Raw genomic sequence first — 26,991 nt, forward strand, 5'->3', positions numbered from 1 at the left:
GCGGAACGGCCGCCGCGCCGGATGCGGCAACGCGCTGCCCGGGTGGCGGCCGTCGTGGTCGTCGCCGCCGGGGCCGGTACGACGGTGCTCACCGTCCAGTGGTCCGACTCGACGACTCGGTCCGCCAGGCCGCCGGAACTGATGCTGGATCAGTCGACGCCGGCCCCCTCGGCGGCAATGGCGCGGATCGAGGGCCAGGCGTGGGCGGCGGTCGGGGGGCTGGAGCACATCTACGCGCTCTCAGCGGCGGAACGTGACTACAGCGCCGCGTTCAAGGCCGGGGCCGACGCCACCTCCGACGCGCGGTTCCTCACGGCGATGGGCAAGCTGAACACCACATGCGACGGGCTGACCCGGGCGACGGAGCGAGCCGGCGCGTATTTCACCGTACCCAACCCGACCGGACAGCAGATGTGGTCGCGGATGCTGACCCGCCACCAGCAGTTGGCCACCGCGTGCCGGAAGCTCGCCACGCAGCCGAGCTCCGCGACCGCCGAGGCCGCGACGGGCGCGCACCAGGACGCCGTCGACTCGACGGACGCGATGATCTACTGGCTCGCCGAGACGGGCGCGATCCGCCCCAAAAAACCGTGAACGCCCGGGACGGGCAGCCTGACAGCGGGTTCATGGCAATCACACAGAATCGTGCTCCTCCCGCCACCGGCGCCGCTAAAGTCGCCGCATGACGGATGGTCGAGTGGATACCGCTCCGCTGCGTCGTCGGCGATTACAGGGCCTGGCCGGACGGGGCGCGGTCATCGTGCTGAGCGTGAGCGGAGCGCTCGCGCTGACCGCGTGCGGCGGCGGCGGGAACGGCGACAAGAACGGCAGCGCACAGAGCAAGAAACCGGTCGAGCGCCACACCGTCGTCCTGGAGGCCACCTCCGACTACGGGCGGCCGATCGCGATCAACTACTTCGGTACGGCCACCGGCCCAGAAGGCATGACGACGATCGGCAAGGAAGGCGAGGGGGAACTCTCGGCGGAATCGCCGTGGAAGGTCACGCTCACCGTGGACGGCAAGGACCCGTGGATCAACCTGTCGGCCAACGGGACCGGCTGCGTCGGCCGGGCGATCGGGGGCGACTCCTGCGAGAGCGGGGCCATCCCCAGCCGCGAGGACATCGCGGGGACCGGCACCACCACCTGCCAGATCACCATCGACGGCAAGGTCGTGGCGAAGGAGTCCTACACCTATCCCACGATCATCCCCGTGAGCTGCCTCACCCCGCGCGGCGGGCAACCCCAATGAGGAGAGCCCCAGTGAGGAAGCCCCAGTGAGGAAGCCCCGGCGAGGAAGCGAGCGAGGCGAGGGAAGATGACTGACGACCTTGCGCGACCCGTCCCACCGGAAGACCCGCCGTCCGCCGCCGAAGGCGAGGACAGCGAGGGGCGCGACCAGAACGCCGGCGACCACTTACCCCCACCCCCACCCCGCCGCAGACGGCGGCGCGCCGTGCTCATCGGACTGGGCGCGCTCGTCGTCGCCGTCGCCCTGCTCCTGTTCATCCTCAGAATCACCGACACCGGGCCGGGCGGCGACCGCGATTCATCCGTGCGCGACGACCTGGCCCGTTCCGCGGCGATGCTGCGCGGCGCTCCGGCGCTGCACTACACGGGCACCATCCGCGTCAAGGGCCACCCCGACGCCCGACCTGACCTGGTCGTCAGCAACCCCGGTGACGCACTGGGTACGTTGACGATGCCCGGGAGCCCCTCGCTCGACTACGTGGCCATCGACGGCAAGTCGTTCGTGCGGGGAAAACCCGAGGCGTGGCGGTCGTTCGGTATGGCGGAGAAGTCCGAGGTGCTCGCGGAACACCCCTCAATGGTGGCACCGGGCGTGTTGTTCTCCCAAGACCTCGCCGCGACTCTGGCGCCTCCGGCGCTGGCGAAGACCCTGCTGCTGGAGGACGTTCCCGACGAGAAGATCACCGTCGGCGACCCCGTCCCCGTAGGCGATCACTCCTGCACGCCGATCCACGCCGACGACCTGACCATTTGCCTGGGCCAGGAACTGAAGGGCGGCGCCCGGTTCGTCGACCGCGTCAGCTTCTCCGGCGGATCGACCGTCATCAACATCGAGGCGATGACGCGGAAGGCCGTGAACCAGTTCTCCGGCGACTTCCGGTCGAAGTTCACTATGACGCACGAGGCGGTCAACCCGCAGATCAGTGTGACCACCCAGATCCTGCACGACTACGAGGGCAAATGCGCCCCGACGGCCTGCACCTTCAGCGCGCGGGTGACCCCCACGTTTCTCGGTCCCACCTCGGCTCCGGAAGCCTCCGAAGCCGTCCAGGTGAACTACCTCTGGGTCATCGACCGGGACGGGGTGCCGGTGAAGGTCGGCCCGGACTGCTCCGGCGCCGTCCTGATCAAGCCGGGCAAGTCGACGGACCTGTCATGCACCGCCACCGGCCCCTCGGTTCCCGCCGACGGGCCGAACAGCGGCGAGTACCACGGTGAGATCCACACGTCCGATCTCGCGCTCACGCAGGCGGAGTACGAGCGCCTGGTCCGCCTGGCGGCGGACAACAGCAAGAAGGTCGCGGCCCTCCCGGACCTGCCGCGCCCCCGCTGACCGCGCCGGCGCCGATGCCGGGGCGGCGGGGCTCGTCCGTGTGTCCCGGGCGGCGGCGCGTCAGGGCTTGCGGGCCACTCCCGCGAACTGCGCCGCCTCCTTGGCCGTGACCTGGCCCTCCCGGTCCTCGGCCTCGGGGTGCCAACTGTTGCTGGGGGTCAGGCCCGGGTCGATGAGGTCCCAGCCCGAGAAGAACGCCTCGATCTGCTGCCGGGTGCGGGCCGCGACGGGTGTGCCGGCCGCGCCGTACGTCGAGACGATGCCCGCCACGCCCGGGGGGTCGAACTCGGCGGTGAGGTGCGTGAGGGTGAACGTACTGCCCGAAGGCAGCGCGCTCTTCAGCTCCTCGATGATGGCGGCGGCCTGCTCGTCGTCCGGTACGAAGTGCAGCAGTGAGTTCAGGCTCAGCGCGATCGGCCGGCTGAAGTCGAGGGTGTCGCGTACCTCGGCGGCTGTCAGCAGCGCCTTCGGCGTGGTGACGTCCGCGTGGACGTACGCGGTCCGCCCCGCCGGATCGCTGTGCAGCAGGGCGCGCGCGTGCGCCAGCACGATCGGGTCGTTGTCGGTGTAGACGACGTGCGCGTGCGGCACCTCGCGCTGGGCGATCTCGTGCAGGTTGGGCGACGTGGGGATGCCCGTCCCGATGTCCAGGAACTGATCCATGCCCTGTGCGGCGAGGACATGCGTGGAACGCTGCATGAAGCGCCGGGCGATCCGGGCCGTGGCCAGGATCGAGGGGAAGGCGGCCATGGCGCGGCCCGCCGCCTCGCGGTCGGCGGGGAAGTTGGTGGTCCCGCCCAGGAAGTAGTCGTACATGCGCGCCGAATGCGCCCGGTCGAGCTCCAGATCCACTGCGTCGTTCGACACCGTACGACCCCCCCTTTTTTTCGCCTTCGGCCCGATGTGTCCCCGCGTGTACCGCGCGGCCTTGGCCTGCCCATCCCGGCGACTCGGCAACCGTGCGAGCGTACTCAACACCCTTGAGGGGCACGGCAGTCGGGGGGTGGGGTAGCCGTTCGATTACTTTCCGCAAAAAAAGTGGATGGCGCGTTGCACAACAACAGGGCTTGTCGTATTGGCTTGTGAGGGAGAGACGGGACCTCTCACACCGACACCCTCCACCCCCGGAGCGGCGCGGTGCCAAGGAACGAGACGCCTGTGAAACTCGATCCGGAACGTGTGGTCGCCGGGAGAGCCGCGGTCGGCACCAAGGACCCCGGCGCACCGCGCCGGCGGCTGGCGTTGACCTTCGACGCATTCGACACCCACCACCACAAACTGTGGCTGCGCTACGCCCACACGCAGGTCGGCAAGCAGGCGGCGGCCGAGGCCGTGGTGGACGCCACCTGCGCCCGGCTGGTGCGGAACTGGCCGCATGTCCTGTTACAGGAATCCGTGCCGCAGTACGCCTGGGCGATACTCAAGGAGGAGGTGGCGCGCTGGCTCGACGACCACGGCAAGGCGCCCGTACTGGTCGACACCGCCGCGTTCCACTCCGCCGTCCGCAAGCTGCTGTTGCACGAGATGCGCGACCAATTCGCCGTTCTGGAAGGTGAGATCGGGCTGTACGCGGCGATCGCCAGGCTGCCCGAGCGGCAGTACGACGTGGTGGTCCTGCGCTACGTCCTCCAGGTGCCGGACGACGGTGTCGCCGAGTACCTGGGCATCGAGCTGGCGACCGTCCGCTCCCATGTGCGCCACGCCAGGAGACGGTTGGCCAAAGATTTGCAGATACGGGAAACGACGGGGGAAGAGTAGACATGCACCGCACCGGAGAACCCACGCCCATCGGGAGGCTGTTGGAGGGCGCCGAGATCCTCGCCGACACGTACGAGGACTACGACACCGAGGCTGCGCGGCTGCGCGTCACCACCCGGTGGGCGCCGACCGTGACACCGTTTCCCGCGCTGCCCAGTTACCCCTCCGCGCACGAACAGGCCGCGCACGACCTCGATCTGGCCGTCGCGCTCATCGTGGACGCGCCGGAGGCCGCGGCGGGGCTGGCGCGCCTCGCCGACCAGGACCGTATCGAGCCGGAGGGCGCGGTGGTCTTCGCGGCGCTGCTGCATCTCACCGGACACAAGGAAGCGGCACTGTTCTGGTGGCAGTTCGCCGCGGGCGGCGGCAGCAGGACGGCCGCCTTCTGTCTCTACCTCGTCCACCAGCAGAGGGCCGAGTTCAGGGACGCGGAGTACTGGCGCGGGCAGTCGCGCAGACTGTCGCGGCCCGGCCACGTACGGCTCGCGCCGGCGCCCTCGACTTCGTGCCCGCTGCTGCCCGAGTCGGTCAGGCACGACCTGATCAGCCAGTGCAGGAGCGGACGCCACCCGTCGCTGCCCGCGTCGCTGGAAGCGGTCATCAACCGGCTGCGCGTCGACAGCGCCGACGAGGACTTCGGCGAGGTGCCGCAGCCGGCGGCGACGCTGACCGTCGATCTGGCGGGGGAGCCGGCCGGTTGAGGCAGGCCGCCGGGCCGTAGGTCAGCCGGACACGGCTGCGACGACGGTGAACTGGGCGCCGTCCGGATCGCGCAGTGTCGCCTTGCGCTCTGTGCGCTCTGTGCGCTCCGCGTGGTCCGTGCGCCCGTCGCGCGTACCGGCGTACGCCGTGGTGGGGGGCGCCACGACCGTGCCGCCCGCCGCCTCGGCGGCCTCGGCCGCGGCGTCGGCGTCCGGCACGCGGAACGACACATGCCAGCGGGGCCGCACCTGCGGGTCGGGCGCGCTCTCCACGGCCCCGCCGCGCAGCGCCGCGACGACGTCCCCGTTGTCGACCACGAGCACCCGGTCCTGCTCGTACCGCACGTCGCAGCTCCGGCCGTCGTCCGTGGACGCCCATCCGAGGACCTCCGCGTAGAAGATCGCGGCGGCGAACGCGTCGCGCGTACGCAGCTCAAGCCCCGCGGGTCCGGCTCCCTGCCCCACGGACCAGCCCCGGACCGTCCGGCCCTCCCAGAAGCCGAAGACCGCGCCGTCCGGGTCGGCGGCGAGCACACCACGCCCCGGCGGCAGCGCGAGCGGCCCCACGGCGACCGTCGCGCCCCGCTCCCGGACCCGGGCGGCGGTCACGTCCGCACCCTCGACACCGAAGTACGGGATCCACGCGACCGAGACCCGCAGACCGGCGGCGAGCGCACCGATCCCGGCGACCGGCGAACGGCCGTCGAAGGCGACGGTGAACTCCTCGCCCAGCGTGGTCCGCCGGAAGGTCCAGCCGAGGACGGCCGCGTAGAAATCCCGGGACCTGTCCAGGTCGCGTGCCATGAGACTGACCCAGCACGGGGCCCCGGATTCCGCATGACGTGACGCCGACATGGTTGTTGTCCGCTCCATTCCTCCGGGTACACAGCTTGATCACACATTGCCCGTGCGTGCTTCGCCACGCGTGTGGCTCGCCGATGACTTGTCACCGGAGGCGCAGTCTTTCCCTGTGTGGGCCGTATACGGCGGCCCCGGCCCGTCTCGTTCCGTCCCGTCCCGCACCAGGAGGCCACGCAATGCCGCAGCCGAACGCCGAGCGCGCCCAGCACACCGAGAACGCCGACATCGTCCGTGCCTGCATGGAGAGCTACATCGCCCAGGACCGCGACACCGCCCTGCGCCTGATCGCCGACGACTACGCCTTCACCAGCCCGCAGGACGAGCACATCGGCAAGGACGCCTTCTTCGAGCGCTGCTTCCCGACCACCGAACGGCTGCGCCGGCAGAAGATCCTCCAGGTGCTGCCGACCTCCGGTGACGACGTCTTCGTCATGTACGAGTACGAGCTGAAGACCGGCGAGCGGTACCGCAACGTCGAGGTCAGCACCGTCCGGGAGGGCCGGATCAGGCAGACGCAGGTCTTCTTCGGGGGGCGGATCGGGTAGCGGCGGGAAGAGGCAGGTGGGGGTGACCTCGACGTAGAAAGCGCTTGCTAATACGTCCGCCGAGGCCTTTACTGAAGCGTTCACCGAAGATCGAACGGAGTGCACGATGACGGAGTACCGCCCCTTCGGACGTACCGGCGTGATGGTCAGCCCGCTGTGTCTGGGCACCATGATGTTCGGCCCCCGGGGGAACCCCGACCACGACGACAGCGTCCGGATCATCCACCGCGCCCTGGACTCCGGGATCAACTTCGTCGACACCGCCGACGTCTACTCGGCCGGCGAGTCCGAGATCGTCGTCGGCAAGGCGCTGGCGGGGGCCCGGCGCGACAACGTCGTGCTGGCCACCAAGTTCCACGGCGGCATGGGCGACGACCCGAACGAGCGCGGCAACTCCCGCCGCTGGATCATCCGCGAGGTCGAGAACAGCCTGCGCCGCCTGAACACCGACTGGATCGACCTCTACCAGGTCCACCGCCCCGGACCGGAGACGGACTTCGACGAGACCCTCGGCGCGCTGTCCGACCTCGTGCACCAGGGCAAGATCCGCTACATCGGTACGTCCACCTACCAGCCCTCCGAGATCGTCGAGGGCCAGTGGATCGCCGAGCGCCGCGGCCGCGAGCGGGTGGTCAGCGAGCAGCCGCCGTACTCCGTACTGGCCCGTGGCATCGAGCGCGAGATGCTGCCCGTCGCCCAGCGCTACGGCCTCGCCGTGATCCCGTGGAGCCCGCTCGCGGGCGGCTGGCTCTCCGGCCGCTACCGCAAGGGCGCCGCGCAGCCCACCTCCAGCCGCTCCGACAACCAGCGGGAGCGCTTCGACATCGACGCCGCCGAGAACGCGGCGAAGCTCGAAGCGGCCGACGCGCTCGCCGTACTGGCCGAGGAGGCGGGGCTCACCCTCGTACAGCTCGCGCTGGCCTTTGTGCTCGAACATCCCGCGATCACCTCGGCGATCATCGGGCCGCGCACGATGGAGCAGTTGGAGACGCAGCTCGACGCGGGCGACATCCGGCTGAGCAAGGACGTACTCGACCGGATCGACGAGATCGTCCCGCCGGGCACCAACTTGTCGACGCGCGACTCGGGTTACACCCCGCCCTCCCTCAACGACCCGTCGCTGCGCCGTCGTCCTTCGCACTGAGACGTACGATCGGTGTCCGCGCGGCGCCGCTGCGTGAGCGGCGCGGCGCGGACCGCGGTCAAGGGCCGGTCGCCGGGGCCCCGGAAGTCGGTAAAGCCCGGACGCGGCACCGGAACCCGACCTACTCTCGAATGGTGTCAGGCGCGCCCGGCCGGGTGCTCGTTGTCGACGACAACAGGGTCATCAGGCAGTTGATCAGGGTCAATCTCGAGCTGGAGGGCTTCGAGGTCGTGACCGCCGCTGACGGTGCCGAATGCCTGGACGTGGTGCACGAGGTGCGGCCCGACCTGATCACTCTCGACGTGGTGATGCCCCGGATCGACGGACTGCGCGCGGCGGCCCGGCTGCGCGGTGACCCGCGTACCAGGGCGGTGCCGATCGCGATCATCAGCGCCTGCACGCGGTACGAGGTGGAGAACGGCCTCGCGGTCGGCGTGGACGCCTTTCTCACCAAACCGTTCGAGCCGTCCGAGCTGATCAGGGTCGTACGACAGCTCACGCGCCGGGAGGGCCCGCCGTCGCCGGACGGTCTGGGCGGCGGTCCGGGCGGCCTCGACGGCCTGCGCGGCTTGGGCGGGCTGCACGGTGGCCTGGACGGCGGGCTGGACGGCAGATACGGCGCCGGGTGGGCGGAGAGCGCCCGGGGCTGACGGCTCGGGGCCATGCGGAGAGGGCCACGCGAAACCTGTTCGGAATCCGTTCGCGAAACCTGTTCGCGAAGAGGCCCCCCTCCTCCCATACGCTTAGCCCGTGACCCCCGCACAGCTTTCCCTCACCGTGCGGCACGCCATGTGCCGCGCGGTCGAGAGCGGCGCGCTGACCGGCGTGTCCGTGCCCGACCGGGTACGGGTCGAGCGGCCACGGGCCGGCGGCAGCGGCGACTGGGCGACCGGCGCCGCGCTGCCGCTCGCGCGCCCCGCCGGGCGTACGCCGCGGGAGGTCGCCGGCATCCTGCGCGACCACATCGGACTGCCCGACGGGGTCACCGCCGTCGAGATCACCGGACCCGGCTTCCTCAACTTCACCCTGGCCGGGGACGGCGGCGCCGCACTGGTCCGTACGGTGCTCGCCGCCGGTATCCGCTACGGCCACGGCGACGCCCTGGCCGGTACGGCGGTCTCCTTCGCGCCCGCCACGGAACTGCGTGCCGAGGTGTGGACCGGGACCGTCGTCGCCCTGCTCCGGAGCCAGGGAGCGACGGCAGCCGTCGCGCCGGGCGGCACCGAGACCCCGCACGTCGTGCCGGCGCCCTGCGGGGACGACCTCCTCGCCAGGCTCGGCACCGACGCGGCCCGCTGGGGCCTGCTGCGCCCGGCGGCCCACGACCGGCCGCTGACCGGCGCGAGCCTGCTCGTACAGCGGGAGAGCAACCCGCTGTTCCGGGTGCGCTACGCGTACGCCCGCGCGCGCGCCCTCGCCCGCAACGCGCGGGAGCTGGGCATTACCCCCGAGACCCACGAGACCCACGAAGCATCCGAGACCCTGGGCGCCCACGAGGCCCCTGAGACCCTCGAGATCCGCGAGACGTACGAGACCCGCGAGGCCCACGAGGTCACCGCCACCCCCAGCGCCCCCGTCCTCCTCGCCGCCCTCGGCGACCACCCCGCCGTCCTCGAATCAGCCGCCCGGCTCCGCGCGCCCGACCGGCTCGCCCGGCACCTCGAACAGACGGCGGACGCGTTCCTGCGCTTCCAGGAGAGCGGTGCTCTCCTGCCGCTCGGCGACGAGAAACCCATGGCCGCCCACAGATCCCGGCTCGCGCTCGCCGCCGCAGCCGGGACCGTGCTGGCAGGCGGCCTGTCCCTGCTCGGCGTCGACGCCCCCGAACACCTCTGAGAGCAAGAGAGCCACCCGATGAGTCGTTCCGCACACCCCGCAGGTCCCCGCCACGGCGAGGTCATCGCCGACGGGCACTACACGGCGCCCGCCACCGACCTCAACCTCCTCGACGCGAAGATCTGGTCGCACACGGTCGCCAGGAACGCGGACGGCGTCGCCACCGTCGCCGGCATCGAAGTGACCCGGCTCGCCGAGGAGTTCGGCACCCCCGCCTACTTCCTCGACGAGGCCGACTTCCGGGCGCGCTGCCGCGCCTGGGCCGACGCCTTCGGCCGTAACGCCGACGTGTTCTACGCGGGCAAGGCCTTCCTCTCCCGCGCCGTCGTGCGCTGGCTCGACGAGGAGGGGCTCAACCTCGACGTGTGCTCCGAAGGGGAGCTGGTCGTCGCGCTCGCCGCCGGAATGCCCGCGGGCCGTATCGCCTACCACGGCAACAACAAGACGACCGGGGAGATCGAGCGCGCCATCGGCGCCGGGGTCGGCCGTATCGTCCTCGACTCCTTCCAGGAGATCGCCCAGGTCGCGCACATCGCGCGACGCCTCGACAAGCGCCAGCCCGTACAGATCCGCGTCACCGTCGGCGTCGAGGCGCACACCCACGAGTTCATCGCCACCGCGCACGAGGACCAGAAGTTCGGCTTCTCCCTCGCGGCGGGACAGGCCGCCGAGGCCGTCCGCAGGACCCTGGGCCTCGACGGGCTCGAACTGATCGGCATCCACTCGCACATCGGCTCGCAGATCTTCGACATGGCGGGCTTCGAGGTCTCGGCCCGCCGCGTCGTGCGGCTTCTCGCCGACATCCGCGACGAGCACGGTGTCGAACTGCCCGAGATCGACCTCGGCGGCGGCCTCGGCATCGCGTACACCTCGGAGGACGACCCGGCGGAGCCCGGCGCCATCGCCAAGTCGTTGCTGGAGATCGTCACCCGTGAGTGTGAAGCTTCGAGCCTCACCACGCCCCGTATCTCGGTCGAGCCGGGCCGGGCGATCGTCGGGCCCACGGCGTTCACGCTGTACGAGGTCGGCACGATCAAGCCGCTTGAGGGCCTGCGTACGTACGTCAGCGTCAACGGCGGCATGTCCGACAACATCCGGACCGCGCTGTACGACGCCGAGTACAGCGTCGCGCTCGTCTCGCGCCGCTCCGACGCCGAGCCGATGCTGGTCAGGGTCGTCGGCAAGCACTGCGAGAGCGGTGACATCGTCGTGCGCGACGCCTACCTCCCCGGCGACCTCGCCCCCGGGGACCTGATCGCCGTACCCGCGACCGGCGCCTACTGCCGTTCGCTGGCGAGCAACTACAACCACGCGCTCCGCCCGCCCGTCGTCGCAGTACGGGACGGGGAGGCGCGGGTCATCGTGCGGCGCGAGACGGAGGAAGATCTCCTGCGGCTCGACGTCGGCTGACGAGACAGACGTCTCACTCACCGGACGGGCGGAAGAATCTCGCGTCCGGTGAGTGAGACTGGTCCACGTTCCTGCTCAACGAAACGAGGTCGGATGATGCGTACGCGTCCGCTGAAAGTGGCGCTGCTGGGCTGCGGAGTGGTCGGCTCAGAGGTGGCGCGCATCATGACGACGCACGCCGACGACCTCGCGGCCAGGACCGGGGCCCCCCTTGAGCTGGCGGGAATCGCCGTCCGCAGGCCCTCCAAGGTGCGCGAGGGCATCGACCCCGCGCTGATCACCACCGACGCGACCGCCCTGGTGCGACGCGGCGACATCGACGTGGTGATCGAGGTCATCGGCGGCATCGAGCCCGCCAGGGCGCTCATCACCACCGCCTTCGAGCACGGCGCTTCCGTCGTCTCCGCGAACAAGGCGCTGCTGGCCACCGACGGCACCACGCTCTACGACGCGGCCGCGCTGCACGGCAAGGACCTCTACTTCGAGGCGGCGGTTGCCGGGGCGATCCCGCTGATCCGGCCGCTGCGGGAGTCGCTGGCCGGCGACACCGTCAACCGCGTGCTCGGCATCGTCAACGGCACGACGAACTTCATCCTCGACCGGATGGACTCGGCGGGCGCCGGCTACTCGGAGGCCCTCGACGAGGCCACCGCGCTCGGATACGCGGAGGCCGACCCGACCGCCGACGTCGAGGGCTTCGACGCGGCCGCCAAGGCCGCGATCCTCGCCGGGATCGCCTTCCACACCCGCGTACGCCTCGACGACGTGCACCGCGAGGGCATCTCGGACGTCACGTCGGCCGACCTCGCCTCGGCGAAACGCATGGGCTGTACGGTCAAGCTCCTCGCCATCTGCGAGCGCGCGGCCGACGGCAGATCCGTCACCGCCCGCGTCCACCCGGCGATGATCCCGCTCAGCCATCCGCTCGCCTCCGTGCGCGAGGCGTACAACGCGGTCTTCGTCGAGGCGGAGAACGCCGGACAGCTCATGTTCTACGGCCCCGGCGCGGGCGGCCCGCAGACCGCCTCCGCCGTGCTCGGCGACCTCGTCGCCGTCTGCCGCAACACACTGAGCGGAGCGAAGGGGCCGGGCGAATCCGCCTACACCCAGCTCCCCGTCAGCTCCATGGGCGAAGCGGTGACGCGCTATCACATCAGCCTCGACGTGGCCGACAAGCCGGGCGTGCTCGCCCAGGTCGCGACGGTCTTCGCCGAGCACGGCGTGTCCATCGACACCGTCCGCCAGAAGGGAAAGGACGGCGAGGCATCTCTCGTCGTCGTCACCCACCGCGCGCCTGACGCCGCCCTCTCGGCGACCGTCGAGGCGCTGCGCAAGCTCGACACCGTGCGCGGTGTCGCCAGCATCATGCGTGTTGAAGGGGAGTAAGGGACCCATGACCAGCAATGGCACCCACCAGGGCACCCATCAGTGGCGCGGCATCATCGAGGAGTACCGGGACCGCCTCCCGGTGAAGGACTCGACGTCCGTCGTCACCCTCCGGGAGGGCGGCACGCCGCTCGTACCCGCGCAGCTTCTGTCCGAGGAGACGGGCTGTGAGGTGCACCTCAAGGTCGAGGGCGCCAACCCGACGGGTTCCTTCAAGGACCGCGGCATGACCATGGCCATCACCCGGGCCAAGGAGGAGGGCGCGCAGGCCGTCATCTGCGCCTCCACCGGCAACACGTCCGCCTCGGCCGCCGCGTACGCAGTACGGGCCGGCATGGTCTGCGCCGTACTCGTCCCGCAGGGCAAGATCGCGCTCGGCAAGATGGGCCAGGCGCTGGTCCACGGCGCGAAGATCCTCCAGGTCGACGGCAACTTCGACGACTGCCTCACCCTCGCCCGCTCGCTGTCCGACAACTACCCGGTGGCGCTGGTCAATTCGGTCAACCCGGTGCGGATCGAGGGCCAGAAGACGGCGGCCTTCGAGATCGTGGACGCGCTCGGCGACGCCCCCGACATCCATGTGCTGCCCGTCGGCAACGCCGGGAACATCACGGCGTACTGGAAGGGGTACACCGAGTACGCCGCCGATGGCCCCGCCACCCGCACCCCCCGCATGTGGGGGTTCCAGGCGTCAGGTTCGGCGCCCATCGTGCGCGGCGAGGTCGTCAAGGACCCGCACACCGTCGCCACCGCCATCCGGATCGGCAACCCGGCCTCCTGGAAGTACGCGCTCGCCGCGCGCGACGAGTCCGGCGGCTTCATCGACGAGGTGACGGACCGGCAGATCCTGCGCGCCTACCGGCTGTTGGCGGCCCAGGAGGGCGTCTTCGTCGAACCGGCCTCCGCCGCTTCCGTCGCCGGTCTGCTCAAGGCCGTCGAGGAGGGCAAGGTCGACCCCGGCCAGCGGATCGTGTGTACGGTCACCGGCAACGGCCTCAAGGACCCCGACTGGGCGGTCCAGGGGGCACCGCAGCCGGTTGTCGTACCGGTCGACGCGGTCGCGGCGGCCGAGCGCCTCGGGCTGGCGTGACTTCCCGGGTGCGCCCGGGTGCGGATTTCCCTGGTGTGGCACGGCGCACACGCCACAAACGCCTCTAAGGGCGACATAGGAGCACAGGCGGCCATGCGACACGCATCATGCGCCTCCTGTGCGCCCTATGTCGGATGAGAACCTTCCTTCGATAGGCTGTACCCAACCCGCCCCGCCCCACGAGCCGGGGTGTTGTGCCGCCCTCGCGACCCCCGGGGCGTTCCGTGGGTTTTCCCGTACCTCCTCGCAGGCTCGCAGCACAGCAGGCACAAGCAATCTCGCAGGCACAAGGAGAGTCGTCAGAGCGATGGCCGGTCCAGCGTTCCGCGCCGCCGCCGTACGGGTGCGCACCCCCGCCACCAGCGCCAACCTCGGTCCTGGCTTCGACGCCTTCGGCCTGTCGCTGGGGCTCTACGACGACGTGGTGGTCCGCGTCGCCGACTCCGGCCTGCACGTCGACATCGCGGGTGAGGGCGCCGGCACGCTTCCCCGCGACGAGGAGCACCTGCTCGTACGGGCGTTGCGCACCGCCTTCGACCTGCTCGGCGGGCAGCCGCGCGGCCTCGAAGTCGTCTGCGCCAACCGCATTCCGCACGGACGCGGGCTCGGCTCGTCGTCGGCCGCCATCTGCGCGGGCATCGTCGCCGCCCGCGCGGTGACCATAGGCGGCGACGCCCGGCTCGACGACCCGGCCCTGCTCGAACTCGCCGCTGAGATCGAGGGCCACCCCGACAATGTCGCCGCCTGTCTGCTCGGCGGTTTCACACTCGCCTGGACCGACGGGGGAGCGGCGCGCGCCATCAGGATGGAGCCCGCCCATTCCGTCGTTCCGGTGGTTTTCGTGCCCGGCAGGCCGGTGCTGACGGAGACGGCCAGAGGCCTGCTCCCGCGCACCGTCCCCCATGTGGACGCCTCGGCGAACGCCGGCCGCGCCGCCCTGCTCGTCGAGGCGCTGACCAGGCGCCCCGAGCTGCTGCTGCCCGCCACCGAGGACCGTATCCACCAGGACTACCGCGCCCCGGCGATGCCGGACAGCGTGGCGCTTGTCAACCGACTGCGTGCCGACGGCGTCCCCGCTGTCATCTCCGGTGCGGGCCCCACAGTGCTCGCGCTGGCCGAGGACGGTACGGCGGACAAGGTCGCACGGCTGGCGGGTGAGGGATGGGCCGCTAATCGGCTCGCCCTCGACATGGCGGGGACGAGCGTTCTTCCGCTGGGTTCTTAGACGTGTCGGTCGGACAGAGGATTGCCGGTGAATGAGAGGGGGAATGTTTGTTGGAGCCGGTAGTGTTAAAGTCAAGTCTGCAACCGACGTCTTTGTGGCGCGGTGCTCTGTGTCCCCCTTCGGGATCACCATTCTTCCGGGAGCCTCCCCAACTGCCTGAGCAGCCTGCCTGAGCAGTTTTGAGCACGCCTCGGAACCGGCACGACACCCCTCGCTTTTCCCAGGAGTGGGCCGAGCAGGGGGACCTCGGGCCGGACCCATCGCACGTATGCAGCTAACACATTTCTCCGCCGTACCCGGCGGGACCACCGCCCCGGCGTCGGTCACCGATCGAGAAGATCAGGGACCGCTGCCGGACAGCACAACCGGTCGCCGAGCCAGAAGGCCGACGTCCGCTCCAGGGAAGGACCCTTCGTGAGCGACACCACCGATCTGATGGGCGTGACTGCCGACAAGAACGTCGACACCAACGCGCCCGCCGAAGGTGCTGCCACTGGCACCACCGCACGGCGCCGCCGCTCCGGCACCGGCCTCGAGGGCATGGTCCTGGCCGAGTTGCAGCAGGTCGCGTCCGGCCTCGGGATCCGGGGCACGGCGCGGATGCGCAAGAGCCAGTTGATCGACGTCATCAAGGAGACGCAGGCGGGTTCACCGGCCGCGTCCAAGACCGCCGAAGCGGCCGGCGCGGACGCCGAGAGCAAGCCGAAGCGGCGCGCCACGTCCAAGGCGCGTACGGGCGACACGGCCGCCGCCGCCGAGAAGCCGGACGAGACGCCCGACAAGGCGCAGAAGGCCGAGAAGACCGCGGCGCAGCAGCAGATCGACATTCCCGGTCAGCCTGCCAGCGACGACCAGCCCGCGGGCGAGCGCCGCAGGCGCAGGGCCACCGCGCAGGCGGGCAGCCCCGAGACCAAGACCGAGGACCGGACGGAAGCCAAGGCCGAGGCCCAGCCCGACGCCAAGGCCGAGGCTGCGGTCTCCGCCTCCTCGCAGAACGGCGAGGCCGAAGGCCGGCAGGGCCGCCAGGACCGTGGCCAGGGCCAGCGCGGCGACCGTGACCGCGGTGACCGCGGCGGCGACCGCAGGGACCGGCAGCGCGACCGCCGTGGCAAGTCCGAGGACCAGCAGGGCCAGGGCCAGCAGCAGAACCAGCAGGGCCAGGGCCAGCAGAGCACCCAGCAGGGTGGCGGCGGCCAGCGCCAGCGGGACAACAACCGCCCCGAGCGCGACAATCGCGGCGGCGGCCAGAACAACGGCCCGCAGGACGACTTCGACGACGAGGCAGGTGGCCGGCGCGGCCGCCGCGGCCGCTACCGCGACCGCCGTGGCCGTCGCGGCCGTGAGGACTTCGGTCCCGGCGAGCCGCAGGTGGCCGACGACGACGTGCTGATCCCCGTCGCCGGAATCCTCGACATCCTCGACAACTACGCGTTCATCAGGACCTCGGGCTACCTGCCGGGCCCCAACGACGTGTACGTGTCGCTCGCCCAGGTCCGTAAGAACGGCCTGCGGAAGGGTGACCACGTCACCGGCGCCGTGCGCCAGCCCAAGGACGGCGAGCGCCGCGAGAAGTTCAACGCGCTGGTCCGCCTCGACTCGGCGAACGGCATGGCGGCCGAATCCGGCCGGGGGCGGCCCGAGTTCCAGAAGCTCACCCCGCTCTACCCGCAGGACAGGCTCCGCCTGGAGACCGACCCCGGTGTGCTGACGACCAGGATCATCGACCTCGTCGCACCCATCGGCAAGGGCCAGCGCGGACTGATCGTCGCCCCGCCGAAGACCGGCAAGACGATGATCCTCCAGGCGATCGCCAACGCCATCACGGTCAACAGCCCCGAGTGCCACCTGATGGTCGTCCTGGTCGACGAGCGTCCGGAAGAGGTCACCGACATGCAGCGGTCGGTGAAGGGCGAGGTCATCTCCTCGACCTTCGACCGCCCGGCCGAGGACCACACCACCGTCGCCGAGCTGGCCATCGAGCGCGCGAAGCGCCTCGTCGAGCTGGGTCACGACGTGGTCGTCCTGCTGGACTCCATCACCCGTCTGGGCCGTGCGTACAACCTCGCGGCGCCCGCGTCGGGACGCATCCTGTCCGGTGGTGTCGACTCGACCGCGCTCTACCCGCCGAAGCGCTTCTTCGGTGCGGCGCGCAACATCGAGGACGGCGGCTCGCTGACCATCCTGGCCACCGCGCTCGTCGAGACCGGCTCGCGCATGGACGAGGTGATCTTCGAGGAGTTCAAGGGCACCGGCAACATGGAGCTCAGGCTCGACCGGAAGCTCTCGGACAAGCGCATCTTCCCGGCGGTGGACGTGGACGCGTCCTCGACCCGTAAGGAAGAGATCCTGCTCGGCGGCGAGGAACTGGCCGTCGTCTGGAAGCTCCGCCGGGTGCTGCACGCGCTCGACCAGCAGTCCTCGATCGAGCTGCTCCTCGACAAAATGAAGCAGACGAAGTCGAACGCGGAGTTCCTGCTCCAGATCCAGAAGACGACGCCCGGCAACGGCAACGGCAACGACTGATCAGGACAGCGAACCCGCACTCAGCCGCCCCGGCGCTTCGGCGCCGGGGCGGTTTCGTGTGTCGTCCCGCCGCCGGCTTCCCCAGCGCGGAACACAGCGCGCTGTGTCACCCTTCAAGATGCTTCACCGTCCGTACAAGTGGCGACATACTTCGCCTTTCACCACGGCAGGGGGTAGCAGTACCAGCACCGAGTGACTGAGGGAGAACATGACCGACCGCAGGAGCAGGCGCCTGGGTGGCAACGGCACACGCAGCAGGACGCCGAGCAGGCGCCGCAGGGTGATGTTCATCGTTGTCTGGTGCCTCGTCGGCCTTGTCGTGCTCGCCGGGGGCGGCCTCGGCTTCGTGTATTTCAAGCTCAACGGCAATCTCAACGGCATCGACATCAACGCGCAGCTCGGAAACGGACGCCCCAAGAACGTCGACAACGGCTCGGAGGACATCCTCGTCCTCGGCTCGGACTCCCGCTCCGGCGCCAACGCGGGGTACGGGGGGAGCGCGGGCGGCACCGCCCGCTCCGACACCGCGATGATCATCCACGTCTACAAGGGCCACAAGAAGGCCAGCTTGGTGTCCGTACCGCGCGACACCCTGGTCCAGCGCCCCGCCTGCGCCGGCCCCAAGGGCAAGACGGTCCCGGCGCGGCAGGAGGCCATGTTCAACTCGGCGTACGAGGTCGGCGGCCCGGCCTGCACGGTGAAGACCGTCGAAAAGATGTCCGGCATCCGCATGGACCACTTCATCGAGGTCGATTTCACCGGCTTCAAGAAGCTCATCGACCAACTGGGCGGCGTGAAGATCACCACCAGCAAGGCGATCGACGACCCCAAGAGCCACCTCAAGCTGGCGAAGGGCACCCACACCCTGCACGGCGAACAGGCCCTCGGCCTGGTGCGGACCCGTAAGACCGTCGGCGACGGCAGCGACCTCGGCCGTATCCAGCTCCAGCAGGCCTTCGTCAAAGCGCTGATCAGCCAGGTAAAGAGCGTCGGCGTGTTCAGCAACCCGAAGAAGCTCTACGACCTCGCAGACAGCGCCACCAAGGCGATCACCCCGGACTCGGGGCTCGACTCGGTCGAGAAGCTGATCGGCTTCGCCGGCGGCCTGAAGGAGCTCTCGGCGGGGAATGTCAGGATGATCACGCTGCCGGTGCGCTACGACCCCGCCGACCCCAACCGCGTACTGCCCCTGCGCAAGGCCTCCCAGCAGGTCTGGACGGCCCTGCGGCAGGACAGGCCCATCCCGGCGTCGGCGACCAAGGACTCGGCCGGGGACAAGGGCACAGCGCACGGTGTGGTCACGGGCTGAGACCGGAATAGATCCGGACACCCCCCGGTTTTGGGAGATGCGGCCGGTCCTGGCAGACTGGTCCGTCGGCCCCGGTTCACGTACAAGCGATCCACGCGCGTACGACCCGGTGCGCACCCCGCCGAGGCGGGGTTGGTCCCTAGGAGACACCTTGAAGCGCGACATCCACCCCGCGTACGTCGAGACCCAGGTGAGCTGCACCTGTGGCGCGTCGTTCACCACCCGGAGCACCATCGAGTCCGGCACGATCCGTGCGGACCTCTGCTCCGAGTGCCACCCGTTCTACACGGGCAAGCAGAAGATCCTCGACACCGGTGGCCGCGTGGCCCGCTTCGAGGCCCGCTTCGGCAAGTCGGCTGCCGCCGCCAAGAAGTAGCGAGCACCCTGCGCCGGTCCGCGGCGCCCCTTTCACGGGGCGCCGCGACCGGCGCTTTGGCGTCCCGAAGCAGCCTGCGAGCACCTCGCGAGCTGCTTCGGAGGCAGCCTCGCGGCACCCCCGGGCACCTTCCGGTGAGCTTTCCGCGGTATTTCCCCGCAGCACCTTCGCAGCACCTTCGCAGCACCCTTCGTACCAACCCAGGAGCCCCCGATGTTCGAGGCGGTCGAGGACCTGATCGGCGAGCACGCCGATCTGGAGAAGAAGCTTGCCGACCCGTCGGTCCACTCGGACCAGGGATACGCCCGCAAGCTCAACAAGCGATACGCCGAGCTGACCCCGATCATCGGCACGTTCCGCTCCTGGAAGCAGACCGGCGAGGACATCGTGACGGCCCGGGAGTTCGCGGCCGACGACCCCGATTTCGCCGCCGAGGCCAAGGAGCTGGAGAAGCGGCGCGAGGAGCTGACCGAGAAGCTGCGCCTGCTGCTCGTACCGCGCGACCCCAGCGACGACAAGGACGTCATCCTGGAGGTCAAGGCCGGAGCGGGCGGCGACGAGTCCGCGCTCTTCGCCGGCGACCTGCTGCGGATGTATCTGCGGTACGCCGAGCGCGTCGGCTGGAAGACCGAGATCATCGACGCCACCGAGTCCGAGCTGGGCGGCTACAAGGACGTCCAGGTCGCCGTGAAGACCAAGGGCGGCAACGGCGCGACCGAGCCGGGACAGGGCGTCTGGGCCCGGATGAAGTACGAGGGCGGGGTGCACCGCGTGCAGCGGGTGCCCGCGACCGAGTCCCAGGGCCGCATCCACACCTCGGCGGCGGGCGTCCTCGTGACCCCCGAGGCCGAGGAGATCGACGTCGAGATCAACCAGAACGACCTGCGCATCGACGTCTACCGCTCGTCGGGGCCCGGCGGCCAGTCCGTCAACACCACCGACTCGGCCGTGCGCATCACCCATGTGCCGACCGGCGTCGTCGCCTCCTGCCAGAACGAGAAGAGCCAGCTCCAGAACAAGGAGCAGGCCATGCGTATCCTTCGTTCGCGGCTGCTCGCGGCAGCGCAGGAGGAGGCGGAGAAGAACGCCGCCGACGCCCGGCGCAGCCAGGTCCGTACGGTCGACCGCTCGGAGAAGATCCGTACGTACAACTTCCCCGAAAACCGGATCTCGGACCACCGCGTCGGTTTCAAGGCGTACAACTTGGACCAGGTGCTCGACGGGGAGCTGGACGCCGTGATCCAGGCCTGTGTCGACGCCGACTCCGCCGCGAAGCTCGCCGCCGCGCAGTAACGCCCAGCCATCCACTTACGCAGTCCGGAGGAACCAGCGTGCAGCCACATTCTGGGGGGCCCAGCGACCCTCAGCGGCTCCGCCGCGGGCCCGTACCCCGCAGTCTGCTGCTCGCCGAGGTGGCCAGGGCCACCCAGCGGCTGGCGGACGCGGGCGTGCCCTCGCCGCGCTTCGACGCGGAGGAACTCGCCGCGTACGTGCACGGCGTCAAGCGGGGAGAGCTGCACAACGTCAAGGACAGCGACTTCGACGCCCGCTACTGGGAGGCGATCGCCCGCCGCGAGGCCCGTGAGCCGCTCCAGCACATCACCGGGCGCGCGTTCTTCCGGTACCTGGAGCTCCAGGTCGGGCCCGGCGTCTTCGTACCGCGCCCGGAGACCGAGTCGGTCGTCGGCTGGGCCATAGACGCCGTACGCGCCATGGACGTCGTCGAGCCGCTCATCGTGGACCTCTGCTCGGGCTCCGGCGCGATCGCGCTCGCCATGGCGCAGGAGGTGCCGCGCTCGCGCGTGCACGCCGTGGAGCTGTCCGAGGAGGCGCTCACCTGGACGCGGAAGAACGCCGCGGGGTCCAGGGTCGCCGTGCACCAGGGAGACGCCCTGACGGCCCTCCCGGAGTTCGAGGGCCAGGTCGACCTGGTCATCTCCAACCCGCCGTACATCCCGCTCACCGAGTGGGAGTACGTCGCCCCCGAGGCCCGCGACCACGACCCGCAGATGTCCCTCTTCTCGGGCGAGGACGGCCTCGACACGATCCGCGGCATCGAGCGCACCGCGCACCGGCTGCTGCGGCCCGGCGGCCTGGTGGTCGTGGAGCACGCCGACACCCAGGGCGGCCAGGTCCCGTGGATCTTCAGTGAGGAGTCCGGCTGGGCCGACGCGGCAGACCACCCGGACCTGAACAAGCGCCCGCGCTTCGCGACGGCCCGCAAGGCCATGCCATGAGCGTGCCGAACGCCGTACGCGGCATGAACGCCACGAACGCCGTGAACGTCCTGAACGCTGTGAACGCCCGGAACGAGACGACCCCTGTGCGCCGTGCACAGAGTGTCCCCGCGCAAAGAGACCATGCGCAAAGCGACTGTGTGCGAAAAATGAGGGAGGGCCGTTAAATGGCCAGGCGATACGACTGCAACGACGCGACCGACCGCTCGACGGGTCTGCGTGAGGCCGCGTCGGCCGTACGCCGTGGTGAGCTGGTCGTCCTGCCCACGGACACGGTGTACGGGATCGGCGCCGACGCGTTCGGCGCCGAGGCCGTCGCTGATCTGCTGGAGGCCAAGGGGCGCGGCCGCAACATGCCCACCCCTGTCCTGATCGGCTCGCCGAACACCCTCCACGGCCTGGTCACCGACTTCTCCGAGCAGGCCTGGGAGCTCGTCGACGCCTTCTGGCCCGGCGCCCTGACCCTCGTCGCCAGGCACCAGCCGTCGCTCCAGTGGGACCTCGGGGAGACCCGTGGCACCGTCGCCGTCCGGATGCCGCTGCACCCCGTCGCGATCGAGCTGCTCACCGAGGTCGGTCCGATGGCCGTCTCCAGCGCCAACCTCACGGGCCACCGGGCCCCCGAGGACTGCGACGCCGCCCAGGAGATGCTGGGGGACTCCGTCTCGGTCTACCTCGACGGCGGCCCCACGCCCGGGATCGTGCCGTCCTCGATCGTCGACGTCACCGGCAAGGTCCCGGTACTGCTGCGGGCCGGCGCCCTCGACGCGGAAGAGCTCCGCAAGGTGGTACCCGACCTCGAGGTGGCCAATTGACCGCCCCTGAGGGGCGTGGCATAGCGGAAACCGCACAGCACATCAATACGTTCCGCATCCTCCACGTCAGTACCGGCAACGTCTGCCGCTCGCCCATCACGGAGCGGCTGACCCGCCATGCCCTGACCGTGCGCCTCGGCGCGGCGCTGACGGACGGGCTGATCGTGGAGAGCGCGGGCACCTGGGGCCACGAGGGCGCCCCGATGGAGGCGAACGCCGAAGCGGTCCTCGCGGACTTCGGCGCCGACGCCTCCGGCTTCGTGGGCCGTGAGCTGCTCGACGAGCACGTCATCAGGGCGGACCTGGTCCTCACGGCGACCCGCGACCACCGCGCGCAGGTCATCTCGATGGGCCACTCGGCCGGTCTGCGCACCTTCACGCTCAAGGAATTCACCCGGCTGGTACGGGCCATAGATCCGGCGACGCTGCCCGACCCCCTGGACGAGGGCGTGGTCGAACGCGCCCGCGCCCTGGTCCGAGCGGCCGCGGCGCTGCGCGGCTGGCTGCTGGCGCCGACGGCGGAGGCCGACGAGGTCTACGACCCGTACGGCGCCCCCATCACGTTCTTCCGGTCGATCGGCGACGAGATCAACCAGGCCCTCGACCCGGTGGTAACGGCCCTGACCGGGGTAAGCGGGCTGCGACAGCACCGGTAGGCGTTCCCGGTGGGTGCGGCCTAGATTGGAGGGGCAGGAAACCCCCCAGGCCCGGAGCCCGAGATGTCGGTCAGTGAAGCAGCCGCCCCTCACGCGCCGTACGCATCGTACGCACAGCAGTTCGATGTGCTCAGGCGGCAGGATCCCGAGCTGGCCGAGGTGGTCCTCGGGGAGACGCGTCGGCAGGCCGACAGCCTCCAGCTCACCGCCGCCGAGAACTTCGCCTCGCCCGCCGTGCTCGCCGCCCTCGGGTCCCCGCTCGCCAACAAGTACGCCGAGGGCTACCCCGGCGCCCGCCATCACGGCGGCTGCGAGCTGGTGGACGCCGCCGAGCGGATCGCCGTGGAGCGGGCCAAGGCGCTCTTCGGGGCCGGGCACGCCAACGTACAGCCGCACTCGGGCTCAGCCGCCGTGCTCGCCGCGTACGCCGCCCTCCTGCGGCCCGGCGACACCGTGCTGGCCATGGGGCTCAACCACGGGGGACACCTCACCCACGGGTCGCCGGCCAACTTCTCCGGCCGGTGGTTCGACTTCGTCGGGTACGGGGTGGATCCGGCGACCGGCCTCATCGACTACGCACAGGTGCGCGAACTGGCCAGGAGGCACAGTCCCAAGGCCCTCGTCTGCGGATCGATCTCCTACCCCCGGCACATCGACTACGCCGCATTCCGTGACATCGCCGACGAAGCGGGCGCGTATCTGATCGCCGACGCCGCCCATCCCATCGGGCTGGTCGCCGGGGGAGCGGCGCCCAACCCGGTGCCGTACGCCGATGTCGTGTGCGCGACGACCCACAAGGTGCTGCGCGGGCCGCGCGGCGGGATGATCCTCTGCGGTCCCGAGTACGCCGAGCGCGTCGACCGGGCGGTGTTCCCCTTCACCCAGGGCGGCGCGCAGATGCACACCATCGCGGCGAAGGCCGTGGGTTTTGGTGAGGCGGCGACGCCCGCCTTCACCGCGTACGCCCACCAGGTCGTCGCCAACGCCCAGGTACTCGCCCACGCGTTGGCCGCCGAGGGCTTCCCGGTCACCACCGGCGGCACCGACACCCACCTGATCGTCGCCGACCCGGCGCCGTTCGGTGTGGACGGCAGGACGGCCCGTGGCAGGCTCGCAGCCGCCGGACTCGTCCTGGACCTCTGCGGACTGCCGGACGCCGAGAGCCGAGGCATCCGTCTCGGCACAGCGGCGGTGACGACGCAGGGGATGGGGGAGTCGGAAATGGGGAGGATCGCCGGGCTGTTCACCGCCGCGCTGCGCAGCGAGGGCGGCAAGATCCACGGGGTACGCGCCGAGGTCGCCGAGTTGGCGGGTACATTTTCATCTGGCCGGTAGAGGTCCCCCATCGCGTCCCGCTCAGCGGAGCGGCCCGAGCAGCAGTGCTACGGTCTTACGTGTGGGGCTTGATCGACAAGCGATGATTCTGGGGCAGGCCCGTGCGTGATTACTTGCTGACGCTCTGTGTGACGGCTGCCGTTACCTATCTGCTGACCGGCCCGGTGCGGAAGTTCGCCATCGCCGCCGGGGCGATGACGGCCATTCGCGCGCGCGACGTGCACAAGGAGCCGACGCCGAGGCTCGGCGGTATTGCCATGTTCCTCGGCCTGTGCGCGGGGCTGCTGGTCGCCGACAACCTCCAGAACCTCAACGCGGTCTACGAACAGTCCAACGAGCCCCGCGCCCTGCTCTCCGGCGCCGCGCTGATCTGGCTGGTCGGTGTCCTGGACGACAAGTTCGAACTGGACGCGCTGATCAAGCTCGGCGCGCAGATGATCGCGGCCGGTGTGATGGTGATCCAGGGTCTGACGATCCTGTGGATCCCGATCCCCGGTGTCGGAAATGTCGCGTTGACCGCGTGGCAGGGCAATCTCCTCACCGTCGCGCTGGTGGTCATCACCATCAACGCGGTCAATTTCGTCGACGGACTCGACGGCCTCGCCGCCGGCATGGTGTGCATCGCGGCCGGCGCGTTCTTCATGTACGCGTACCGCCTCTGGTACGGCTACGGGATCGAGGAGGCCGCCCCCGCGACGCTCTTCGCCGCGATCCTGATGGGTGTCTGTCTCGGCTTCCTGCCACACAACATCGCCCCGGCCAGAATCTTCATGGGCGACTCGGGATCGATGCTGATCGGTCTGGTGCTCGCCGCCTCCGCCATCTCGATCACGGGACAGCTCGACCCCGACCGGCTGGGACTCTTCGCGGGATCCGAACGCGAGGCCACCCACGAGATGCTGCCCGTCTTCATCCCGTTGCTGCTGCCGCTGACGATCATCGCGATCCCGGTCGCCGACCTGGTGCTGGCGATCGTGCGCCGTACCTGGAACGGCCAGTCGCCGTTCGCGGCCGACCGGGGCCACCTGCACCACCGGCTGCTGGAGATCGGGCACTCGAAGACCAGGGCCGTGCTGATCATGTACTTCTGGTCGGCGCTGATCGCCTTCGGTGTCGTTCTCTACTCCGTGCACTCGGCGTCGACCTGGATCCCGCTGCTCGTCGTCGCGTTGAGCGCCGTCGGCCTCGTACTCCTGCTGCTGCCGCGCTTCAAGCCGCGCGCCCCGCGCTGGGCCGAGGCGTTCGTACCGCCGCGCTACCGTCGCCGGCGCCGCGCGGCGCGTGAGGCGGCGGCCCTCGGACTCGCCTCCGGAGCACCGGAGATGGCGCAGGAGCGTACGCCTGTTCCCGCCGGCGTCAACGGGGCGACAGCGATCGGCGCTCGTTCTGGTCTTCCCGATCGCCGTAAAGCCGGTTCGCCGCGCTGATGTTGAGAGTATTCGGGCCTTCTCGGGCATTAGCAGACATGTGGGACCGCTGTCTTGCACACACGCGCACCGTCACTCTCATGTGTGACAGTGAGCACACTTCCGAGGTAAAGACCTCATCAAATAGTTTGTGATATCGTTCACGAGACCCGGCGACAGAGCCGAAGGACCGTAGTACGCAGGTCCGTTGGCCCGAGGATTTATGACTCGGACCGGGCCTTACGCTCGTCCATGACGACACCACCATCTGCCCCATGCCCAACCCCAGTCAGCGGAGCTGCCGCCATGCCGTCCAACGACGTCCGGAACCTCCTCCACACCGCCGTGCCCACTGCTGCCGTCGGCGTGATCGCCGCTGTGGTCAGCGGATTCACCGCCGGTGGGAAGGGAGCTCTGGGTGCCGTGGTCGGCACACTCATCGTGATGCTCTTCATGGGCATCGGGATGGTGGTGCTCCAGCGGACGGCGAAATCGCTGCCACAACTGTTCCAGGCGATGGGGCTGATGCTGTACACCGCTCAGTTGCTGCTTCTCCTGATCTTCGTCGCCGTCTTCAAACGGACGACGCTGTTCTCCCCGAGGGCCTTCGCGATCACACTCATCGTCGCCACCGTGGCATGGGTGGCCGCTCAGGCCCGCGCGCATATGAAGGCCAAGATCTTCTACATCGATCCTGAACCGTCGAAGGCCGGGACGGCCCAGAAGACGGGGTCCGCGACGTGAGGAGTAGGGCCGGGATAAGCGCACGTCGGCTGTCCTGCTATCGTCCGATGCCAACTGCGGCATTGCGGGCGCGGGCATCCGAGCTGACGCCTGTTCTCAACGCGCGAGGCTCGAAGCCCGACCGCCGCCCCCAGACCTGTAAGACCAGTCCGGTGCCGAACCGCGGCCCTGTGCCGCACCGACACAACGAGGTTGCCGTACCTATGCGCCACTCTGAAGGAGCCCGCGGTGAGTGCTGACCAGACGACACTCGCCTTCGACTGGAGTTGCCGCATCCTGGCCAGCAACGGCTGCGGCTTCCCGTCCCCGGGCCTCCACTCCTTCCTCTTCAAACCGCTCTTCACCGTCGGCGGCTACCACTTCAACAAGACGATGCTCCTGGTGCTGCTCACCACGGTCGTCGTGGTCTGGTTCTTCTGGGCGGCCTTCAACAAGCCGAAGGTGGTACCCGGCAAGATCCAGATGATCGGCGAGGCCGGTTACGACTTCGTACGCCGCAACATCGTGTACGAGATCATCGGCAAGAAGGAGGGCGAGAAGTACGTCCCCCTCATGGTCTCGCTGTTCTTCTTCGTCTGGATCATGAACATCTGGGCGATCATTCCCCTCGCCCAGTTCCCGGTCGCCTCCGTGATCGCCTACCCGGCCGGTCTCGCGATCATCGTCTACCTGGTCTGGATGTCGGTCACCTTCCGCCGCCACGGATTCGTCGGCGGCCTGAAGAACCTCACCGGCTACGACAAGTCGCTCGGCCCGGTGCTGCCGCTCGTCGTGGGCATCGAGTTCTTCTCGAACGTCCTCGTCCGGCCGTTCACGCACTGTGTCCGGCTCTTCGCCAACATGTTCGCCGGCCACCTGCTGCTGGTGATGTTCACGGTGTCGAGCTGGTACCTGCTGAACGGCTTCCTGATTCCCGCCGCCGGGGTCTCGTTCGTCATGACGATAGTCATGATCCTTTTTGAGCTCTTCATCGAGGCGATCCAGGCCTACGTCTTCGTCCTCCTGGCGTGCAGCTACATCCAGGGCGCGCTCGCCGAGGAGCACTGAGCC

The 26,991-nt window shown here is 69.9% G+C and carries 26 protein-coding genes; 24 read left to right on the forward strand and 2 right to left on the reverse strand.

All coding sequences use genetic code 11. The annotated features are described in order from the left end of the window. The 3 genes from QR77_RS28315 to QR77_RS28325 form a co-directional block, all read left to right on the forward strand. On the forward strand, positions 1-594 hold a 594-nt coding region (locus QR77_RS28315; RefSeq protein ID WP_236710842.1), incomplete at its 5' end, for a hypothetical protein. Between the two features lie 88 nt (positions 595-682). Next, positions 683-1,252, forward strand: coding sequence for a hypothetical protein (locus tag QR77_RS28320; protein WP_150130455.1), 570 nt, complete (start codon positions 683-685; stop codon positions 1,250-1,252). Between the two features lie 66 nt (positions 1,253-1,318). Continuing rightward, positions 1,319-2,584 (forward strand): hypothetical protein, encoded by a 1,266-nt coding sequence (locus QR77_RS28325; protein WP_150130456.1) that lies wholly within the window; start codon positions 1,319-1,321, stop codon positions 2,582-2,584. Between the two features lie 60 nt (positions 2,585-2,644). Here QR77_RS28325 and QR77_RS28330 read toward each other — a convergent pair whose 3' ends face one another. After that, on the reverse strand, positions 2,645-3,451 hold the full coding sequence (locus QR77_RS28330; protein WP_040024859.1) for an SAM-dependent methyltransferase: 807 nt from the start codon (positions 3,449-3,451) through the stop codon (positions 2,645-2,647). 291 nt (positions 3,452-3,742) lie between these two features. Here QR77_RS28330 and QR77_RS28335 point away from each other — a divergent pair, with 291 nt between their 5' ends. After that, positions 3,743-4,342, forward strand: a complete 600-nt coding sequence (locus QR77_RS28335) for a sigma-70 family RNA polymerase sigma factor (protein ID WP_052489115.1) — start codon at positions 3,743-3,745, stop codon at positions 4,340-4,342. A 2-nt stretch (positions 4,343-4,344) separates the two neighbouring features. Next, positions 4,345-5,043: a hypothetical protein gene (locus tag QR77_RS28340; RefSeq protein ID WP_078877256.1), complete on the forward strand. Its 699-nt coding sequence runs from the start codon at positions 4,345-4,347 to the stop codon at positions 5,041-5,043. Between the two features lie 21 nt (positions 5,044-5,064). Here the strand turns inward: QR77_RS28340 and QR77_RS28345 are convergent, their stop codons facing one another. Continuing rightward, a complete protein-coding gene (locus QR77_RS28345) occupies positions 5,065-5,847 on the reverse strand; it encodes a VOC family protein (protein ID WP_040024860.1) in 783 nt (260 codons plus the stop codon). Between the two features lie 233 nt (positions 5,848-6,080). Between QR77_RS28345 and QR77_RS28350 the strand changes: the two genes are divergently transcribed. From QR77_RS28350 to atpB, 19 genes are all read left to right on the forward strand, one after another. Continuing rightward, the gene (locus QR77_RS28350; protein ID WP_052489116.1) at positions 6,081-6,449 is read left to right on the forward strand and encodes a nuclear transport factor 2 family protein; all 369 of its coding nucleotides are present in this window, start codon (positions 6,081-6,083) and stop codon (positions 6,447-6,449) included. 106 nt (positions 6,450-6,555) lie between these two features. Continuing rightward, positions 6,556-7,593, forward strand: a complete 1,038-nt coding sequence (locus tag QR77_RS28355) for an aldo/keto reductase (RefSeq protein WP_040024861.1) — start codon at positions 6,556-6,558, stop codon at positions 7,591-7,593. 131 nt (positions 7,594-7,724) lie between these two features. Next, complete coding sequence (locus QR77_RS28360; protein WP_078877258.1) at positions 7,725-8,243, forward strand: response regulator; 519 nt, start codon at positions 7,725-7,727, stop codon at positions 8,241-8,243. 100 nt (positions 8,244-8,343) lie between these two features. Next, positions 8,344-9,429, forward strand: a complete 1,086-nt coding sequence (nrtL, locus tag QR77_RS28365; protein WP_040024862.1) for an ArgS-related anticodon-binding protein NrtL — start codon at positions 8,344-8,346, stop codon at positions 9,427-9,429. Positions 9,430-9,447: 18 nt separating this feature from the next. Further along, a complete protein-coding gene (lysA, locus tag QR77_RS28370; protein ID WP_040024863.1) occupies positions 9,448-10,839 on the forward strand; it encodes a diaminopimelate decarboxylase in 1,392 nt (463 codons plus the stop codon). 96 nt (positions 10,840-10,935) lie between these two features. Next, positions 10,936-12,225 (forward strand): homoserine dehydrogenase, encoded by a 1,290-nt coding sequence (locus tag QR77_RS28375; RefSeq protein ID WP_040028813.1) that lies wholly within the window; start codon positions 10,936-10,938, stop codon positions 12,223-12,225. A gap of 7 nt (positions 12,226-12,232) precedes the next feature. Next, positions 12,233-13,315, forward strand: a complete 1,083-nt coding sequence (gene thrC, locus QR77_RS28380) for a threonine synthase (RefSeq protein WP_040024864.1) — start codon at positions 12,233-12,235, stop codon at positions 13,313-13,315. Between the two features lie 307 nt (positions 13,316-13,622). Then, a complete protein-coding gene (gene thrB / locus QR77_RS28385; protein WP_040024865.1) occupies positions 13,623-14,540 on the forward strand; it encodes a homoserine kinase in 918 nt (305 codons plus the stop codon). A gap of 414 nt (positions 14,541-14,954) precedes the next feature. Continuing rightward, a complete protein-coding gene (gene rho, locus QR77_RS28390; RefSeq protein WP_040024866.1) occupies positions 14,955-17,063 on the forward strand; it encodes a transcription termination factor Rho in 2,109 nt (702 codons plus the stop codon). Positions 17,064-17,271: 208 nt separating this feature from the next. Further along, positions 17,272-18,372: an LCP family protein gene (locus QR77_RS28395; protein WP_040024867.1), complete on the forward strand. Its 1,101-nt coding sequence runs from the start codon at positions 17,272-17,274 to the stop codon at positions 18,370-18,372. Between the two features lie 151 nt (positions 18,373-18,523). Then, positions 18,524-18,748, forward strand: a complete 225-nt coding sequence (gene rpmE / locus QR77_RS28400) for a 50S ribosomal protein L31 (protein WP_040024868.1) — start codon at positions 18,524-18,526, stop codon at positions 18,746-18,748. Positions 18,749-18,961: 213 nt separating this feature from the next. Next, positions 18,962-20,041, forward strand: a complete 1,080-nt coding sequence (gene prfA, locus QR77_RS28405) for a peptide chain release factor 1 (RefSeq protein WP_040024869.1) — start codon at positions 18,962-18,964, stop codon at positions 20,039-20,041. A 104-nt stretch (positions 20,042-20,145) separates the two neighbouring features. Continuing rightward, positions 20,146-20,985, forward strand: a complete 840-nt coding sequence (prmC, locus tag QR77_RS28410; RefSeq protein WP_201778893.1) for a peptide chain release factor N(5)-glutamine methyltransferase — start codon at positions 20,146-20,148, stop codon at positions 20,983-20,985. Between the two features lie 167 nt (positions 20,986-21,152). Beyond that, complete coding sequence (locus tag QR77_RS28415; RefSeq protein ID WP_040024871.1) at positions 21,153-21,800, forward strand: L-threonylcarbamoyladenylate synthase; 648 nt, start codon at positions 21,153-21,155, stop codon at positions 21,798-21,800. Beyond that, positions 21,797-22,456, forward strand: a complete 660-nt coding sequence (locus QR77_RS28420; RefSeq protein WP_040024872.1) for a low molecular weight phosphatase family protein — start codon at positions 21,797-21,799, stop codon at positions 22,454-22,456. The genes QR77_RS28415 and QR77_RS28420 overlap by 4 nt, the downstream gene beginning before the upstream one ends. 63 nt (positions 22,457-22,519) lie before the next feature. Then, positions 22,520-23,791, forward strand: a complete 1,272-nt coding sequence (gene glyA / locus QR77_RS28425) for a serine hydroxymethyltransferase (protein ID WP_052489117.1) — start codon at positions 22,520-22,522, stop codon at positions 23,789-23,791. Positions 23,792-23,892: 101 nt separating this feature from the next. Further along, positions 23,893-25,218: an MraY family glycosyltransferase gene (locus tag QR77_RS28430; protein WP_040024873.1), complete on the forward strand. Its 1,326-nt coding sequence runs from the start codon at positions 23,893-23,895 to the stop codon at positions 25,216-25,218. Positions 25,219-25,503: 285 nt separating this feature from the next. After that, positions 25,504-25,941, forward strand: a complete 438-nt coding sequence (locus QR77_RS28435; RefSeq protein WP_040024874.1) for a hypothetical protein — start codon at positions 25,504-25,506, stop codon at positions 25,939-25,941. Between the two features lie 276 nt (positions 25,942-26,217). Beyond that, positions 26,218-26,988 (forward strand): F0F1 ATP synthase subunit A, encoded by a 771-nt coding sequence (gene atpB / locus QR77_RS28440; protein ID WP_040028815.1) that lies wholly within the window; start codon positions 26,218-26,220, stop codon positions 26,986-26,988. Positions 26,989-26,991 lie beyond the last annotated feature (3 nt).

The organism is Streptomyces sp. 150FB (assembly GCF_000818195.1).
Classification (GTDB): Bacteria; Actinomycetota; Actinomycetes; order Streptomycetales; family Streptomycetaceae; genus Streptomyces.